Here is a 17,224-nt window from a genome sequence, read left to right as displayed (position 1 = left end):
ATGGTTACATCAAACCAATTTCATCTAATTTCTTCAAAAACTTACTCGGCAAAAGTATTCACTTCTCCGTTTTTATACTTATTTGCATCATTATCTTTATCGAATTATTAGATAAATGCTGTAGTTGTCTAGATATTTCTTATTCAGTGTTTATGCAGATTCAAAGCCTATTTTACTTCTGACTTATGATTTACACATTCTGTTGTACGGCTTGCTATAGTAGTCCGATTTTCTTTTTTAAAGATACTTATTAGGGTAGTTTCTGCCCATTAAAAACCACCCTAAATTACTACATTACTTAAAAGTTTATACATATGATTTAGGATTTCTATATGTAGGTAAACAGGTTGATCAATCAACATACTTATAAGCCAAACCTAACTTTGGGATTTCTACTACTAAATTCAGATTTCCCAAAAATCAGGAGAGATGAACAGGGCTGATACAAATTTTTAATAAAGCTTGGGAGTAGGAAGTGGTGAGTGGAGAGCTAGGAGGGGGAGATATTTATTAATTATTCATTAGAGTCAAGAACCCTACCTTCCTTAAGAAATCGAGGTTCTGAAGGTTCTGACTAGAGAAGTTATATTTTACCTAAAAAATTTCCTATTAAATAAAGAGAACCGCACAAAACCACTAAACTATCTGATGTAGAAATGGCTGCTGTTAGTGATGATATTAAATCTGGATAAGCTTGACAAAGTTGTAAATCTGGGCAAATATCACAAGCTATTTTTGCTAATTCTATGGGATTGGCTGAATTATTATCTGGTACTGGTACTAAATATAATCTGTCATTCGGTTTTAATAAAACTTTAAAAATATCGGCATGGTCTTTAGTAGATAGCATCCCCATCACCCAAGTTATATTTTGAGTATTGAGAGTATCTACATAATTACGTAAAACCTGAGCGGCGGCTGGATTATGTGCGCCATCAATTAATAACTTGTGTTGATGCCAATTAACCCATTGCATCCGCCCTGGCCATTTAGTTTTAGCCATACCGTTGATAATTGCTTTCTCAGAAATCTGCCAACCTTTTTGTTGCAGTATTTCTAAAGTAGCTAAAGCCAAAGCAGAATTATTTAACTGAATTTGCCCCTCTAAAGGTAAAGGATATTTAATTAATTTGGAATTTTGAATTGATTGATATTCTGCCCATTCTGGAGTTATCTGTTGGGCAGGTTGTGGCGTAATTAATGGACATTGTAATTCTTGAGCGAGCGATCGCACAACTTGTTGAGCATCCGGTGGCAATTTTCCAACCACAGCAGGACATCCAGGCTTAAGAATACCCGCTTTTTCCCCTGCAATCTCAGCGACAGTAGAACCTAGTTGCTGCCAATGTTCCCGGCTAATGGAAGTAATCACCGTCACAAGCGGCTCAGATATCACATTAGTTGCATCCAAGCGTCCCCCCAGCCCCACCTCTATCACGGCTATATCAACTTGCTGCTGGGCAAAATACAACCAAGCTGCGGCGGTAATGATTTCAAATTGCGTCGGGGAATCATCCGCGTTAATAGCGGCCTTAACTTGTAATAATAATTGGTAAAACTCCTCAGCAGCAATTTGCTCTTCATTCAGACAGATGCGTTCTGTCCAATTCACTAGATGGGGAGAAGTGTAGCGTCCTGTACGATAACCTGCTTGAGTCAAAACAGAGGACAAATAAGCGCAGACAGAACCCTTGCCATTTGTCCCAGCAACATGAATCACTGGAACATGGTGATGAGGGTTGCCCAAATTAGCTAAGAGTCTGTTAATGCGCGAAAGTCCCAGGTTAACGCCAAAATGTTGAAATGATTGGAGTAAAGAATCTATATTCACTTGGGAATTGGAAATTGGGAATTGGGCATTGGGAATTGGGCATTGGGAATTGGGAATTGGGAATTGGGCATTGGGAATTGGGCATGAAATTTCTCCCCTGCTTCCCAGTCCCCAAAATCAACAAAACCGACTGTTTCCGCGAAGATAACAGCCGGTTAAATTAGTTATCTTAAACTAGAGTTTAGGCTTCTCTATTCAAAAAGTTTTGAACTTGTCTGATAGCCGCAGCACCAATATTAAATGCAGCCCAGCCACCAGCAACAGCGATTGGTGCTAAAACAACTACTACACGAAAATCAAGATTATCCATTTTTAGTACCCCTCTATCAAGTAGAAATTAAAGTTTTGTCAACTACTCTCATTTTTATTTTTAGCTGAAGTGGGCAATTTTGCTAGCTACTTTTGTAAAGAAAGTTTAAGTAGTTAGTCAAAAGTCAATGGGAATTGGACATTGGGAATGGGATTTGTCTTAACCTCGACACCTCTAAACCCTTACGAATTAAACCCAATATCCGTTCCCTTACCAGCGTGTACTAAGGCTAACTTTTTGTAACGTTCGGCGTGTTCGATAAGTTCTGCGGCTTCGGCTGGTGTAACTGGACGTAAAACTTTGCCGGGAATGCCCACAACTAGAGATAAGGGGGGTATATTCTTGGTTACTACTGCACCAGCACCAATGATGCTACCAGATCCTACTCTGACTCCATCTAAAACCACTGCGCCGATGCCAATTAAACTGCCGCGTTCAATGTGGGCAGAATGGACTACAGCACGATGTCCTATAGTTACATGATCTTCTAAAATTGTGGGCAACCCAGGATCACCGTGTAAAATAGCCCCGTCTTGAATATTTGTGCATTCGCCAATATCAATGCGTTCTACATCTGCCCTCACTACTGCTCCATACCAGATGCTGACTCCGGCTGCTATGTTGACCGAACCCATAACAACAGCATTGGATGCAATGAAGGCGGCTTGAGAAAAATCGGGAGAAGGCCAGTAAGAAGAGATAGACACGATAGAATAAGAATATGGTACCCAGGAACACTGGAGAAACTCCATCCTGAGAGCCTGGTTGCAAAACCAGAATATCACAGCGTCAATCCTCCAAGTGGCGGAAGACAAAAGTGAAAATTGTTCTTGCTTCACATTGTTCATGTGCGGCAGTGAATAAAACTCTCGGATTGGTAGAGCCGAAGTGTAAAATCCAACCCTCTGGTGCTGGTGAAGACGAAACTATGTTTGTACGCACTTCATGATGAATCCAGGCTTGCAGTACCCTATGTTTGGGGCTGACATACAGTGTCCCCATTGTCGCCAAACAATCCCGGCACTGACACTAACTGATACCTATTTATGCCCCCGTCATGGCGCATTTGAAGCTAATCCCAAAACTGGAGAGTTAGTTCATCTACAGTCTGGGCGACATTGGCGGAGGTGGAACAATGAGTGGTATAGACAGCACACTCATCCTGATGGCATTCGCTTTGAAATCCATGAAGCCTTAGATAAGTTATACACCCAAGGCTATCGAGCAACACGAGTGATCATCGCCAGACGTTATCAGGAGTTGATGAGTGGCTATCTAGAACGCAGCACACCTTGGCGTTCTGGACAGCAGGAAACATCATCTGCAAGATTATACGGCTTACCTGTCGAATTTAGTCCCGAAACAGCCGAAGATGATTGCTGGGAAGTGATTAATTTCGATTTAGATAAAGAACCGGGTGTTCCCGTGCGCTACCCTTATTTCAGATTGTTTGAGTAATGGTTATTGGTCATTAGTCATCCGTCAATTAACTAATGACCAATGACTAAGGCATTCCGCAATAATAAGTTACCTGTTTGAATCGCTGAAACGCCTGTAAATCAAGGATGATATTCTGCTTTTTTATTTAAGATTATTAACATCGCCTAAAACGGGACGCATAAATGATCGCTCATAACTAATAATGCACTTTGTTTGGCGCGCAAATTCATACGCTTCGTGACAAGCTGGATCATGCTGGGAATCTATCCGGTATCGTTCGTATGCCGCAAGGCTAGGAAAACTGAACAGAGCTAGGGCAATATTATTAGCTCCTTCATGTGGAAGAAAATAGCCGTGATGCTTTCCACCGAATTTTTCCACCAACGGAATCCACATAAGTCCGTATGCTTCAAAATCCGAAATTTTATCGGGGTCGATAACGTAACGCAAATAGCAAGTAATCATATCAATCTGCTTTTATTCTGAAGTGATATTCTGAAGTTGTACAAACACATAACGGCGCATCTGTAGCATTGACTGTAGACTAAACCATGCACCACGCTTCTATCCGCACTGCGAATATCCATCAAGCGATCGCCTTTTATGAAATACTAGGCTTTAGTGTCTGTGAACGCTTCACTACCGGCTACACCCTAGCTTGCTGGATGGAAGGCTTAGGCGGCAGAATTGAACTGATGCAAATTCCCCAGCCAAAACCAGCCCCGGATGCCTTTGGTGATGAACATTATGTGGGATACTATCACCTGTCATTTGATTTAACGGAAATTACCCCAGATTTACCGGGATGGTTGAAAAGTTTACAAGAACGTGTAGCATTGACACCAGAATTACCACCGTTAAAAATCCTTTTAGAACCGACTCAGCAGCAAATAGGCGATCGCATCTTAGAAGTAGCATTTGTTGCTGATACGGATAGCTTACCCTTAGAATTCATCCGATTTTTCAGCTAACTTAATTAGTCATTGTTGCTTATTTTGTCTGTTTATATACATTATTCATATTGCCGAGGTAACATATTCTCAGGAGAATTAGATAATTCTCGGCACTCAAAATAAATTAATTTCCGTACATCTACCGAAATAAATGTCTGTCTTATCTGCGTGCTATAAATACCGTTCTTATTTTTTGCTGTTGGGTATTTCATTAGTTGCGGTATTATTTCTTGGCAATGTACCTGCTGAGAGTCAACATATAACTACTTCTAATCGAGTGAATCACCAATTAACATTAGTGACCAAAAATCCCCAAGATTTAAAATTAACAGAAAATGTTCATAAGACAGTATTAGACAATGGTCTAACTGTCTTCATCAAAGAAGTACATACAGCACCAGTGGTAAGTGTGCAGGTGTGGTACAAGTTCGGTTCACGCTATGAAGCATTGGGAGTTAACGGCATAGCTCACCAACTAGAACATATGATGTTTAAAGGCACAACCAGCCGTCCGACTCAATTTGGTTGGTTGTTCAGTGCTTTAGGTAGTGACTCAAACGCTTTCACGAGTTATGACCAAACAGCTTATTACGGAACTGTAGAACGGAACAAGCTGAAAGCACTGCTAGTTTTAGAAGCAGATAGAATGCAAAATGCGCTGATGGATGGCGAACACCTAGCTAAAGAAAAGCGGGTGGTCATTTCCGAATTGCAAGGGTATGAAAATAGCCCAGAATATCGCCTCAATCGTGCTATCCTGCGGTCAGTATTTCCCAATTATGCGTATGGTTTACCCGTGGGTGGGACTAAGGCGGATGTGGAAAAATTCCAGCCTGAGCAAGTACAGCAGTATTATCGCCAGTTTTATCATCCTGACAATGCAGTCTTAGTCATTGTCGGCGATTGCCAAGCCGAAAAAACCCTAGCCACAGTCAAAGAAATCTTCGGCAATATTCCTAAAAGTCAGAATATCTCAAACCCCTCCCCTAACAGGAGAGAGGCTTTGACTTTTCCCCCTTCCCTAGTAGGGAAGGGGGTTAGGGGGTTAGGTCAAGAAATGACTGTTTCAGATGCAGTTAAAAGTCCCCAATCGCCAATCGTCCTGCGAGAACCAGGATCAGCCACATTATTACAAGCCGTATATCCACTACCACAGGCAAATCATCAAGATATACCAGCTTTAGAGATTGCTGACTACATTTTGACAGAAGGGAGAAATTCCCGACTGTATCAAGCCTTGGTGGAATCGGGATTAGCAAATGATATTTCGGGTTCGGTGGTTAGCTTACACAAAGCAGGTTGGTACGAGTTGTTAGTCACAGCAGATCCTGACCAAGATTTGACCAAAATTGACTCAGTGCTGAATAATGCGATCGCCAAGTTAACCCAAAAAGGTATAACAGCCACAGAATTAGCTAGAGCCAAAAGACAGTTAGAAGCTGCCATAATCTTGAGTAACCGTAATATCACTGATCAAGCCATGCAGTTAGGCAATGATGAGACAACTACGGGTGATTATCGCTTTACAGATCACTATTTAGCCGCCGTTCGTCAAGTCACCGCCGCAAATGTTGTGGGTGTATTAAACAAATATCTCGCAAAATCTGCCCGAACAGTAGGTATTTTTCAACCAATTGTTAATCAAGCTAAGGAAATTGGCACAAAACAGTCACCGCCACACATAAGAGAGAATTTATCTGGTAATTCACCTGTTCCACCCTCCGAGATGATGCAGTATCTACCAGCCATCGATACTGATCACAGTGATGCTCAAAACACTGCCTTCAAACTACCACAGCAATTTACCTTAGCTAACGGCCTACAGGTATTATTGTTAAGCGATCGCAGTACACCCACCATTACCTTAAGTGGTCATATCAAAGCAGGTACAGAATTTGACCCAGGTGAACAAGCCGGATTAGCCATGCTGGTAACCGATGGCTTGATGAGTGGGACTAAAACCAAAAATGCTTCCACCTTAGCCAAAGCTTTGGAAGATAGAGGCGCGACTTTGGACTTTGCAGCCTACCGCAATGGTGTGCAGATTGAGGGCAATAGTCTGGCTGAAGACTTACCTGTTTTAATCAAAACCTTAGCAGATGCTCTGAAAAATAGTACATTTCCGCAAAAAGAATTGGAATTAAACCGCCAACAAGCTTTAACAGACCTCAAATTGGACTTAGATAATCCGGCGGAAGTAGCCAAAAGAATATTTTTACAGTCGATTTACCCGAAAAAACATCCCCTACACCAGTTTCCGACACAGGAGACTCTGCGACGCATTAAACGTCAAGATATTGTGGCTTTCCAAAGTAAATACTATCGTCCAGATACGATGGTATTGGTAGTCGTGGGAGATTTTGACCCAGACAAAGTGCGATCGCTTGTACAAACAGAGTTTGGTAATTGGCGCGTGAGTGGACAAGCACCCAGCATAGAATATCCCCAAGTCTCAAACCCCAGCAGTCTTGTCCAGGTGAACCCAGTTGTCCCCGGTAAAACACAAGCTATTACTTACATGGGTTATACAGGTATCAAACGCCAAGACCCCAGATTTTACCAAGCTTTGGTTTTAAATCAAATTTTAGGAGGAGACACCCTATCCAGTCGCCTAGGGGCAGAAGTGCGCGATCGCCAAGGCTTAACCTACGGAATTTATAGCCATTTCCAAGCCGAAAAAGACTTTGGGACATTTTGGATTGAAATGCAAACCAGTCCAGAAGATGCAAATCAAGCGATCGCTAGTACCCGTCAATTACTCCAACAAATCCATCAGCACGGTGTTACAGCCACAGAATTAGAGATGGCTAAACGTACTCTCATTGGTGGTTATAATGTTTCCCTGGCAGATCCCGAAGAGTTAACCAGTAACATCTTGATGAATCAGGTGTATGGTTTGGACAAAACAGAGTTACATACTTATACACAAAAAATTCAGCAAGTTACTCTTGATGACGTTAATCAAGCCGCCCGTGAGTTACTGCACCCTGACCAAATTGTTGTAGTTACCGCCGGCCCTGCTATGTTGGCTAGCCAAAGTGTTAGATAATGGAAGTCAATTCGTAATTAAAGAACTTCTGCCTCGTCCCCATATTATCTTGTTCATAATGTTGATGGAGATTTTTTATACTGGGTTGATATTAATTCGGCGTAGCTGTGTAATTTTGACATTGCTGCTAGGTTTGGTTCTCAGCCATCCCCGTCTGGCGATCGCGGCAAATTTTACTGGTGATTTACTCAAGCAACCAGCTACAGAAATTACAGTTAGTTTAGGTAACTCTGCTAACGAACTCAAATTTGAGCCAAATCACTTGGACTTTGTAGCCGGGAAACGTTATCAACTCAAGCTAACTAATCCCAGTCAAATGAAACACTACTTTACAGCTAAAGATTTTGCTGATGTTATCTGGACGCAAAAAGTCGAAGCTGGCAAAGTAGAGATTAAAGGCGCAATTCATGAACTGGAACTCAAGCCTGGTGCGATAGCGGAATGGGTGTTTGTACCAATGAAACCAGGAAAATATAGCTTGCGTTGTTCTATCCCTGGACACACAGAAGCAGGGATGACAGGGGAGATTATGATTGCTGGTAAATAGACAAGGGAGGTTAACTTTTGACTAATTGGCAACAAAAAATCAGCTAACGTAAATATAGATATTATTTCTCAATTAAACTTTAGATAAACACTGCAAATTTAGCGGCAAAGCGCAAGTAATTATTAGTTTCCCATGAACATTTTCACCAACTTGCTTTCTCAAGCACCTAAGCCTACACAATCCAGCAAACAACGCCGGGGGATTGAAATTAAATCGCCGCGAGAAATTGATATTATGCGGCAATCAGCAAAAATCGTCGCTACTGTTCTCAAAGAAATTTCGGAATTAGTCAAGCCTGGAATGACTACAGCCGACTTGGATGCTTATGCAGAAAAACGCATCCGAGAAATGGACGCAACACCAAGCTTTAAGGGATATCACGGTTTTACTGGTTCTATCTGTTCCAGCATTAATAATGAAGTGGTGCATGGTATCCCCAATCCCAAAAAAGTGATTCGTACTGGGGACGTATTAAAAGTAGATACAGGTGCTTATTATCAAGGGTTTCATGGTGATTCCTGCATTACAATTGCCGTGGGTGAAGTTACCCCAGATGCTGCTAAACTAATTCGCGTCGCCGAAGAAGCCCTTTATAAAGGTATAGAACAAGTCAAAGCTGGTGCATATCTGCTTGATTTAGCCGGCGCAATTGAAGATCATGTCAAAGTTAACGGCTTTAGCGTCGTTGAAGAATTTACTGGACATGGTGTAGGACGCAACTTACACGAAGAACCCTCAGTATTTAACTACCGGACACGGGAAATGCCCAACGTGAAACTGCGTGCCGGTATGACGTTGGCAATTGAGCCAATTTTGAATGCTGGTTCTAAACACACCCGCACCTTATCAGACAGATGGACTGCTGTAACTGTGGATAATTCCTTGTCAGCACAGTTTGAGCATACAGTTTTGGTAACTGAAACTGGGTATGAAATTTTGACCGATCGTACTAAAGTTTAATTAAAAATTATAGCAAAGAGCGATCGCATAGCCAGGCGATCGCTCTTTGCTGACAGGCTAGCAAAAACTTTTGTAACACCACATTGAGGAAGGCTGGAATTTCCAGATTATCTATTACATTGCTACCTTTCTCATCAATAGAATGATCATGAAAAGACGGATTCTTGGTGTGACAGCAGGTTTGTTTGCCTTCATCTTGGCGGTAGTTCTGTTGCTAGGAAATTTCAATGTTGTTATGGCAGCCCCCAATTCAGCAGTTTATGACAAAGTCCAGAAAGCACAACGCGGCTTTCTGGCGACCCTGGAAGCCTTAGTCAACATTGATTCTGGAACAGGTAATCAAAAGGGGTTGACGAAGGTTGAAGATATTGTAATTGAGCAACTTAAATCTGTAGGTGCAGACGTTAAAACCATCAATGCAACTCCTAGTGCGGGACGAAATATTCTAGCCACGATTTCAGGAACAGGTAAAGGCAAGATTTTGCTTCTTGCCCACACCGACACTGTATTTGAGGAAGGAACAGCAGCGCAACGTCCATTCAAAATTTTGGATGGCAAAGCCTACGGGCCAGGAGTTATGGATGACAAAGGAGGAATTGTCTTAGGTGTCGAAGCACTCAAAATTTTACAAGAACTGAATTTTCAGAACTTTGAAACCATCACCTTTTTGATTAATCCTGATGAAGAGAAAGGATCATTTGGTTCACGGGAATTAATTAAAGAAACTGCTAAAAAACATGATGTAGCTTTGGTTTTAGAATTTGGGTCGCCAGAAGATAAAGTCACCTCATGGCGTAAGGGAATCGGTTACTACGGATTTGAAGTCAAAGGTCGAGCCGCCCATGCGGGGGCTGAACCAGAGAAAGGATGTAACGCGTTGCTAGAGGCAGCCCACCAAACCCTGCAACTTAGAAAACTGGGGAATCCTAGTAAACAAACCTCTGTTAATTTTACTGTTTTTCAGGCAGGCGATCGCCGAAATGCAATTCCAGATGTTGCCAAGGTTCAGGCAGATGTGCGGGTACTAGAAGCGCAAGAGTATATTCGCCTCGAACATGATTTCTCACGCTTATCAAAACATAAACTGTTGCCTTGCACGGAAATCAAGATAATCTCAGACCGAGGTCGTCCACCCTTTCCACCCAATCCCCAAACCGATGCTTTAGTGAAAAAAGCTCAAGCTATCTATCGAACAATTGGTTTCAAACTGGGAGTTGAGGGCAGTGGCGGTGGGACTGATGGTAATTACGCCGCCTCCGTTGGCACAACGACACTTGATGCACTTGGACCTGTAGGTGGTGGCGCACATAGCCTAGATGAATATATTGACTTAGACCGGATTGCTCCGCGAATTTACTTATTAACCAAGCTCCTCATCGATTTAGGAACTTCAAGCTGTCGTAATGATTGAGAGGCTTTTATCACCATTGCTGCTTTTGCTAAAATTGCGATCGCTATGGGGCAGAATATACTTATTGCACTCAAGCCGTAAATTTGACATCCAATTTGAACAGATTAGCGTAGCTTTAGCTGCATACCTCTGTACATCCTTACTATATGTAAATTCCTCAATGCCCGTTATGCTATATCCAGAGTGATGATTTTTAAGTTATTTCTAAAATTCGAGAACCTCAGTTTTGCAAAGAAACCGAAGTTTTGAAGTATCGTAATTTCTACAAATTAAATAGGACTACTATACACACCATGAAGGTTGAAAGAATGCAATGGTTGCAAATAGCTTTTCAGTATAAAGGTTCAGTTATTTCATCAATATATAAACTGGTTATTGGTTGTGGCTTATTTGGAGTTTTAGTATCTATACTTTATTACTTAAAAATACCTGTATCTCAACCAATTTTAGGCACTGTTATTCCTAGTATTGTTTTAGGCTTATTATTAGTTTTTCGTACTAATACAGCTTATGATCGCTTCTGGGAAGGACGAAAAGCTTGGGGTTCAATAGTGAATAATGTCCGTAATATAGCACGACAAATTTTAGTATCGGTTGCTGAAGTTTCACCCAAAGATAAAGATGATAAAATTGGAGTTTTATATTTATTAGTAGCTTTTGCTGTAGCTACAAAATTACATTTACGAGGAGAAACAGTAAATAATGAGTTAGAAGAGTTAATGTCATCTTCTAAATATTTTAAACTCAAAAATATGAATAATCCACCGTTGGAAATCGCCTTTTGGATTGGGGATTATTTACAACGACAGTATAGCAGAAATTGTCTCAATTCATATCAATTAACATCCATACATGAATTATTAAACAATCTAGTAGATAATTTGGGTTCTTGTGAACGCATTTTAAAAACACCCATGCCTCTAGCTTATTCTATTCATTTGAAGCAATTATTATTACTGTATTGCTTGCTTTTACCATTTCAAATGGTACAGAGTTTAGAATGGTGGACAGGTGTAGTTGTAGCGTTGGTAAGTTTTACTTTATTCGGGATTGAAGCCATTGGCTTAGAGATAGAAAACCCCTTTGGTTATGATGCCAATGATTTACCCCTAGATGCAATTTGTCACACCATGAAACGCAATATTGATGATTTAATTAGCTTATCATTCAATGTGCGATCGCCCGAAGATACTGAATTTCCCCTTCTGCCTCCTGAGTGCTGAGTAGGGAGTAGCGAGTCGGCTACACAGCCCGAATAGCAAGTTCCAACCCTTTGCAGACACCGGAGAGAAAATCAAAATCTAACGTAGCAATTGTATCGCTACGTTGATGATAGTGAGGATTTCGTAAAAAAGCTGTGTCTGTCACCATCATGGCCGGATAACCTGCATCCCAAAACGGTGCATGATCGCTTAATCTGGTTTGACGGACTATCAAGCCTCTATTTGGTACTGGTAGCCACTGACTTGAGATCCCAACTTGGCGAATGCTGCGACTCATACCGATTAAATCAGGAATTGTCCTTAAATTGCCAATTAAAGCAATAAAATCACCCGTATCTGGGTAAAAGCGTTCTAAAGGAGGGGGATAACTTTGGCTACCAGGGGTAAAATCACGATATCCCAACATTTCTAGAGACATCATCAAGCGTAAAGGTTGCTTTTGTTGTCGCAGTAAGGCTGCATAGTCAGCACTACCCAACAAACCATATTCCTCCATATCAAAAGCCACCAGCCGCAAGGGATATTTAGCTGGTTGTGCGGCAAACTTCCTCGCTAATTCCAGCAGAACCGTCACACCTGTAGCATTATCATCAGCCCCTGACGTTCCTGGTACAGCATCATAGTGTGCGCCAATTAGAATTGGAGGTAAATCCTGTTTTTTGGGTGTAGATTGGGCAGGTAAATTGAGGATGAGATTATGAAAATTTCTATTGTTAACAGCAAAGGTGTGGATTTCCACACTTCCCCATTGAGAAAATTCTTGGCGGATGTATTCTTGGACAAAGAAATGTCCCGCAGTCGCCATGTAAGGATCGCGTTCTCGCGCTATCTGTTGGAGGTGATTATGTAATCTTTCTTGTAAATTCAAGTGTTTAGAAGATTTTTAATCTCAAATTTATCATGTAGGGATAAAGCAAAAAACAAAGATTTATAGGGGGATTTCCCAACTTAAAGCAGCAATGAACTTAAGTCAATGGAGTACAAGATTTCAGGGTTCTAGGACATACTCAGCATGGTGAATGCTATCCTAGTCTTGCAACTAACTCCTCAAGCTTTAATTCCTTCAATTTTTGCTTCGATGATCTCTATTATACCATTGAGGCAATTTTACCCTGTAGCACTAAGCTAGAGGTAGTTCCGCCCAATCATAATATATGTATAAGTCACACTAGGAGAAGAGTAACGCATGGGCAAGGTAGTCGGCATCGACTTGGGTACAACCAACTCAGTAGTCGCCGTAATGGAGGGTGGCAAGCCGGTGGTGATTGCCAATGCAGAAGGAATGCGAACAACCCCCTCCGTAGTTGGCTTCAGCAAAGAAGGCGAACGGGTGGTTGGGCAAATGGCAAGACGGCAAACAGTCCTCAACCCGCAAAATACTTATTTTGCAGTTAAACGCTTTATCGGGCGCAAGTACGGCGAACTGAACTCAGAATCGAAGCGTGTACCCTACACTATCCGTAAAGACGACGTAGGTAATATCAAGATTGCCTGTCCCCGTCTCAATAAAGACTTTGCCTCCGAAGAAATCTCGGCAATGGTGCTGAAAAAATTGGCAGACGATGCCAGCACCTACTTAGGCGCACAAGTCACCGGGGCAGTAATTACAGTTCCGGCTTATTTTAATGATTCCCAAAGGCAAGCAACCCGCGATGCAGGTAGGATTGCTGGGTTGGAAGTGTTGCGGATTCTCAACGAACCGACAGCCGCATCCCTAGCTTATGGGTTAGATCGGGGTTATACGGAAACCATCTTAGTATTTGACTTGGGTGGTGGAACATTTGACGTATCAATTCTGGAAGTAGGCGATGGGGTGTTTGAAGTTAAATCTACCAGTGGTGATACTCAACTAGGTGGTAATGACTTTGATAAAAAAGTAGTTGATTGGTTAGCAGAGCAATTTTTAGAAGCAGAAGGTGTAGACTTAAGACGCGATCGCCAAGCTTTGCAACGTTTGATGGAAGCCGCAGAAAAAGCCAAAATAGAACTTTCTGCCGTCAGCGTCACCGACATTAACTTACCCTTTATCACCGCTACGGAAGACGGCCCCAAACATCTAGAAACTCGCCTCACGCGCTCCCAGTTTGAGGGTTTATGTGCTGACTTATTAGGACGTATCCGCACCCCAGTCAAACGGGCTTTAAAAGATGCAGGCTTGCGCCCAGACGACATTGAAGAAGTCGTGCTAGTTGGTGGTTCTACACGAATGCCAATGGTGAAACAACTGGTGCGAGATATGATTGGCATTGAACCTAGCGAAAATGTCAATCCTGATGAAGTCGTGGCGATGGGTGCAGCCATTCAAGCAGGTATCCTCGCCGGGGAATTTAAAGATGTGCTGCTATTGGATGTTACGCCTTTATCTTTGGGCTTAGAAACCATCGGCGGCGTAATGAAAAAACTGATTCCTCGCAATACTACTATCCCAGTCCGCCGTTCTGATATTTTCTCCACCTCAGAAAATAACCAAAACAGCGTGGAAATCCACGTTGCCCAAGGTGAGAGGGAAATGGCAGATGATAATAAATCTTTGGGCAGGTTCAAACTCTATGGCATTCCACCCGCACCACGGGGAATCCCACAAATTCAAGTGTCGTTAGATATTGATGCTAACGGGATTTTACAGGTGACAGCCTTAGATAGAACCACGGGCAGAGAACAGAGTATCACCATTCAAGGTGCTTCTACCTTGAGTGAATCTGAAGTTAACCGGATGATTCAGGATGCTCAAAAATATGCTGATGTTGATCGGGAACGCAAAGAAAGGGTAGAAAAACGCACCCGTTCGGAAGCTTTGATTTTGCAAGCCGAACGACAGCTAAGAGAAGTCGCCTTAGAATTTGGAATGCAGTTTGCCCGTAACCGTCGCCAACGCATTGATAATATTAGCCGAGAACTGCGGGACAGTCTCAAAGAAGATGACGATCGCGGCATCGATCAAGCCTATGTTGACTTGCAAGATGCTTTGTATGAACTGAATCGGGAAGTCCGCGAGTATTATGCTGAGGACGAAGACGACGATTTATTCGGCACAATTCGGGACATCTTTACAGGCGATAAAGACAAAGAACGCGATCGCGACTTTTCTAGAGATAATTATCGAGACAGCTACTCTGAACGCGACTCTTACAAGCGAGACTATAACAGAGATTATGAACGCGATCGCCGTTCTACCTACGATAGCAGTCCGCCTCCTCGTCGTTCTGCCCGGCCGAGTTACCAGGATAATTGGGATGAAGATGATGATTGGTTATAGAGGGAATGAGGCATTGGGCATTGGGCATTAGGCATGGGAAATATAATTTACATTGTCTAATTTGTCCCCTACACCCTTAAACCCCTTCTTCCTGAATTCGGATTTAGTAATTGGTAATTGGTAATTAGTAATTGATATTATCCATTACTAGTTAACGATTACTAAAATCTAAAATTTAAAAGCTAATTAAATGAATATGCAGAATTTGCAGAATTTTCGAGATTACTACGAAATTTTAGGGGTAGATAAAGATGCTACCAATGAGGACATTAAAAAGAATTATCGGCGGTTAGCTAGACAATATCACCCTGATCTCAACCCAGGCAACAAAGCAGCAGAAGACAAATTTAAAGATATTGGGGAAGCTTACGAAGTCCTTTCCGACACCGCTAAACGAGCGCAGTATGACCAATTTAGCCGTTACTGGAAACAAAAAGGCTTTAGTAAACAAACACCAAAACCTAAAGCTTGGGAACGTACAGCAGAACGCAATCCCAATCAAAATGTAGATCCTAGCCAGTTTGCCAATTTTGAGGACTTTATTAATCAAGTTGTGGGTGTTGGTGTTCGCCAAGACACTAGGAATGGGGCAAGTAGCGGCACTACTACTGACCCTTTTCGTTCCCCAAAAAGTAAAGTCCAATACACAGTTCCGAAAAACCCACCGCGTCCCACTCGTCGGGATATCGAAGCTAGGTTAACCCTACCATTAGAAAAAGCGTATCAAGGTGGAACAGAACGCATTAGACTAGAAGACGGGCGATCGCTAGAAGTTAATATGCCCCCCGGTATGGTGACAGGGCAAAGTATCCGCCTGCGAAATCAAGGCATCGGTGGCGGCGACCTCTACTTAAAAATTACCGTCGAGCCTCATCCATTATTTAAACTGGAAGGATCTAATATATCTTGCCAAGTGCCAGTAACTCCCACTGAAGCAGTCTTAGGTGGACAGGTAGAAGCACCCACTCTAGATGGCCCTGTTAAAATGACCATTCCCCCAGGAGTTAGGTCTGGTCAAAGATTCCGCTTGGCTAATAAAGGTTATCCCGCCGAAGATGCTAAACGTGGTGATCAATTGGTCGAAATCCAAATAGTTACCCCGAAAAACATTAGCCAGGAAGAACGAGAACTATACGAAAAGTTACGGCAAATTGAAACCTTTAAACCCCGCGCTGATTTATTGGGTTAGGATTGTGCTTTAAAAAATTCACCTGTTGAATTGTACTACAGCAGTTGACGTAATTCCTCAATTGTGATTGCTGTAATAACATGGCGTAAAAGCTCTTTTAATTGTGCTATGTCACTAATTTGATTGATTTGTGGCAGCAATTGCAAGCCATCCTCGCCAAATTTTGCTTCTAAATTAATTTCGATACTAGATATTACTCCACGCCGTTCACCGCGTGCTTCACCGCGTGCTTCGCCTCGTGCTTCACCTTCACGCAAAATTTCTTGATACCAGGGTGATTCACGTAATACAGTCATATCCCACCTCATAATCTCTTGAACTAAGTTACTCTCTAAAACAAACGTAGCAAAAAAAGCTAATACTGTTTCTAATTGGTTTAGCTGTTCATCAGCACGGAGAATTTGCAATGCTTCTCGAATGAGAGACTCATCTTCACCACCCTTGAGAATCGGAACAAATGGCAATAAGCATGGTAAGGGTTGTTTCAAGGCAATATTCACATCAACTTCCCAAAGGTTAATCACCCGATAATCTTGGATTGCTCGTAACCCTGCCAGATTTGATGTAAAGCTTGTAGGTATTTCTTCGTTACTCGTTTTGAGAATATTAATTAAAACAGGGTACGTAGGTAAATTATATTTTTCTTCCGCCAGTGCTGCATAAGCACGCATTCGGCGAGGCATTTGGCGTTGGTAGCGTAATTGCAATTCGTTGAGAACCAGAAATTCACCGTGTTCAGAACTGGTGACACGGACTAAAACATCACTTTCTCGGCTAATCCACTGAAATTCAGAATTAAGAATTTCTCCCGCAACGATATCAGGCATTTGAGTTACCCATCTTACCCAATTGTCGGGTGCAAGGCTGATTAATTTTTTGGTGCTGACATCTGCGGATTTAGTCAAGTCGCTGCGCTCCGAATTTAAAATTCAAAATAACCTACGGGTTCTCTGCAAAAGTACAAAATCCAAAATTAATTGCTTATACCCTTCTTCTGCCTAAGTCCTATGAAATTTATCGTAACTTAGTGAGAGTGGCAGGTTTACAATATTAAA

At 42.0% G+C, this 17,224-nt stretch carries 15 protein-coding genes; 9 read left to right on the top strand and 6 right to left on the bottom strand.

What is annotated here, in order from left to right:
• Nucleotides 1-583 precede the first annotated feature (583 nt).
• The 3 genes from VB693_RS05825 to VB693_RS05815 all read right to left on the bottom strand — a co-directional run bounded on the left by VB693_RS05825 (nt 584) and on the right by VB693_RS05815 (nt 2,848).
• The gene (locus VB693_RS05825; protein ID WP_323265426.1) at nt 584-1,831 is read right to left on the bottom strand and encodes a folylpolyglutamate synthase/dihydrofolate synthase family protein; all 1,248 of its coding nucleotides are present in this window, start codon (nt 1,829-1,831) and stop codon (nt 584-586) included.
• Between the two features lie 181 nt (nt 1,832-2,012).
• The gene (locus VB693_RS05820) at nt 2,013-2,141 is read right to left on the bottom strand and encodes a photosystem II protein Y (protein WP_190699786.1); all 129 of its coding nucleotides are present in this window, start codon (nt 2,139-2,141) and stop codon (nt 2,013-2,015) included.
• Between the two features lie 182 nt (nt 2,142-2,323).
• Nucleotides 2,324-2,848 (bottom strand): gamma carbonic anhydrase family protein, encoded by a 525-nt coding sequence (locus tag VB693_RS05815; RefSeq protein ID WP_323265425.1) that lies wholly within the window; start codon nt 2,846-2,848, stop codon nt 2,324-2,326.
• Between the two features lie 238 nt (nt 2,849-3,086).
• Between VB693_RS05815 and VB693_RS05810 the strand changes: the two genes are divergently transcribed.
• Nucleotides 3,087-3,599, top strand: coding sequence for a TIGR02652 family protein (locus VB693_RS05810; RefSeq protein ID WP_190699780.1), 513 nt, complete (start codon nt 3,087-3,089; stop codon nt 3,597-3,599).
• A 123-nt stretch (nt 3,600-3,722) separates the two neighbouring features.
• Here the strand turns inward: VB693_RS05810 and VB693_RS05805 are convergent, their stop codons facing one another.
• On the bottom strand, nt 3,723-4,046 hold the full coding sequence (locus tag VB693_RS05805; protein ID WP_323265424.1) for an NIPSNAP family protein: 324 nt from the start codon (nt 4,044-4,046) through the stop codon (nt 3,723-3,725).
• An 86-nt stretch (nt 4,047-4,132) separates the two neighbouring features.
• On the opposite strand from VB693_RS05805, the gene VB693_RS05800 reads away from it, so the two are divergent.
• The 6 genes from VB693_RS05800 (at nt 4,133) to VB693_RS05775 (ending at nt 11,724) form a co-directional block, all read left to right on the top strand.
• The gene (locus VB693_RS05800) at nt 4,133-4,552 is read left to right on the top strand and encodes a VOC family protein (RefSeq protein WP_323265423.1); all 420 of its coding nucleotides are present in this window, start codon (nt 4,133-4,135) and stop codon (nt 4,550-4,552) included.
• A gap of 133 nt (nt 4,553-4,685) precedes the next feature.
• Nucleotides 4,686-7,583 (top strand): pitrilysin family protein, encoded by a 2,898-nt coding sequence (locus VB693_RS05795; RefSeq protein ID WP_323265422.1) that lies wholly within the window; start codon nt 4,686-4,688, stop codon nt 7,581-7,583.
• A 64-nt stretch (nt 7,584-7,647) separates the two neighbouring features.
• The gene (locus VB693_RS05790; protein WP_416233370.1) at nt 7,648-8,130 is read left to right on the top strand and encodes a plastocyanin/azurin family copper-binding protein; all 483 of its coding nucleotides are present in this window, start codon (nt 7,648-7,650) and stop codon (nt 8,128-8,130) included.
• Nucleotides 8,131-8,262: 132 nt separating this feature from the next.
• Nucleotides 8,263-9,090 (top strand): type I methionyl aminopeptidase, encoded by an 828-nt coding sequence (map, locus tag VB693_RS05785; RefSeq protein WP_323265421.1) that lies wholly within the window; start codon nt 8,263-8,265, stop codon nt 9,088-9,090.
• Between the two features lie 148 nt (nt 9,091-9,238).
• Nucleotides 9,239-10,501, top strand: a complete 1,263-nt coding sequence (locus VB693_RS05780) for a glutamate carboxypeptidase (RefSeq protein ID WP_323265420.1) — start codon at nt 9,239-9,241, stop codon at nt 10,499-10,501.
• A gap of 293 nt (nt 10,502-10,794) precedes the next feature.
• Nucleotides 10,795-11,724, top strand: a complete 930-nt coding sequence (locus VB693_RS05775; RefSeq protein WP_323265419.1) for a bestrophin family protein — start codon at nt 10,795-10,797, stop codon at nt 11,722-11,724.
• Between the two features lie 19 nt (nt 11,725-11,743).
• Here the strand turns inward: VB693_RS05775 and VB693_RS05770 are convergent, their stop codons facing one another.
• On the bottom strand, nt 11,744-12,592 hold the full coding sequence (locus VB693_RS05770; protein ID WP_323265418.1) for a M28 family peptidase: 849 nt from the start codon (nt 12,590-12,592) through the stop codon (nt 11,744-11,746).
• A gap of 318 nt (nt 12,593-12,910) precedes the next feature.
• Here VB693_RS05770 and dnaK point away from each other — a divergent pair, with 318 nt between their 5' ends.
• The gene (dnaK, locus tag VB693_RS05765; RefSeq protein WP_190699757.1) at nt 12,911-14,980 is read left to right on the top strand and encodes a molecular chaperone DnaK; all 2,070 of its coding nucleotides are present in this window, start codon (nt 12,911-12,913) and stop codon (nt 14,978-14,980) included.
• A 196-nt stretch (nt 14,981-15,176) separates the two neighbouring features.
• Nucleotides 15,177-16,169 (top strand): J domain-containing protein, encoded by a 993-nt coding sequence (locus VB693_RS05760; protein WP_323265495.1) that lies wholly within the window; start codon nt 15,177-15,179, stop codon nt 16,167-16,169.
• Between the two features lie 35 nt (nt 16,170-16,204).
• Here VB693_RS05760 and VB693_RS05755 read toward each other — a convergent pair whose 3' ends face one another.
• A complete protein-coding gene (locus VB693_RS05755; protein WP_323265417.1) occupies nt 16,205-17,074 on the bottom strand; it encodes an Rpn family recombination-promoting nuclease/putative transposase in 870 nt (289 codons plus the stop codon).
• Nucleotides 17,075-17,224 lie beyond the last annotated feature (150 nt).

The sequence above is a fragment of the Anabaena sp. UHCC 0399 genome, assembly GCF_034931465.1.
GTDB lineage: Bacteria > Cyanobacteriota > Cyanobacteriia > Cyanobacteriales > Nostocaceae > Trichormus > Trichormus minutissimus.
This window is presented reverse-complemented; position numbering and strand designations above follow the sequence as displayed.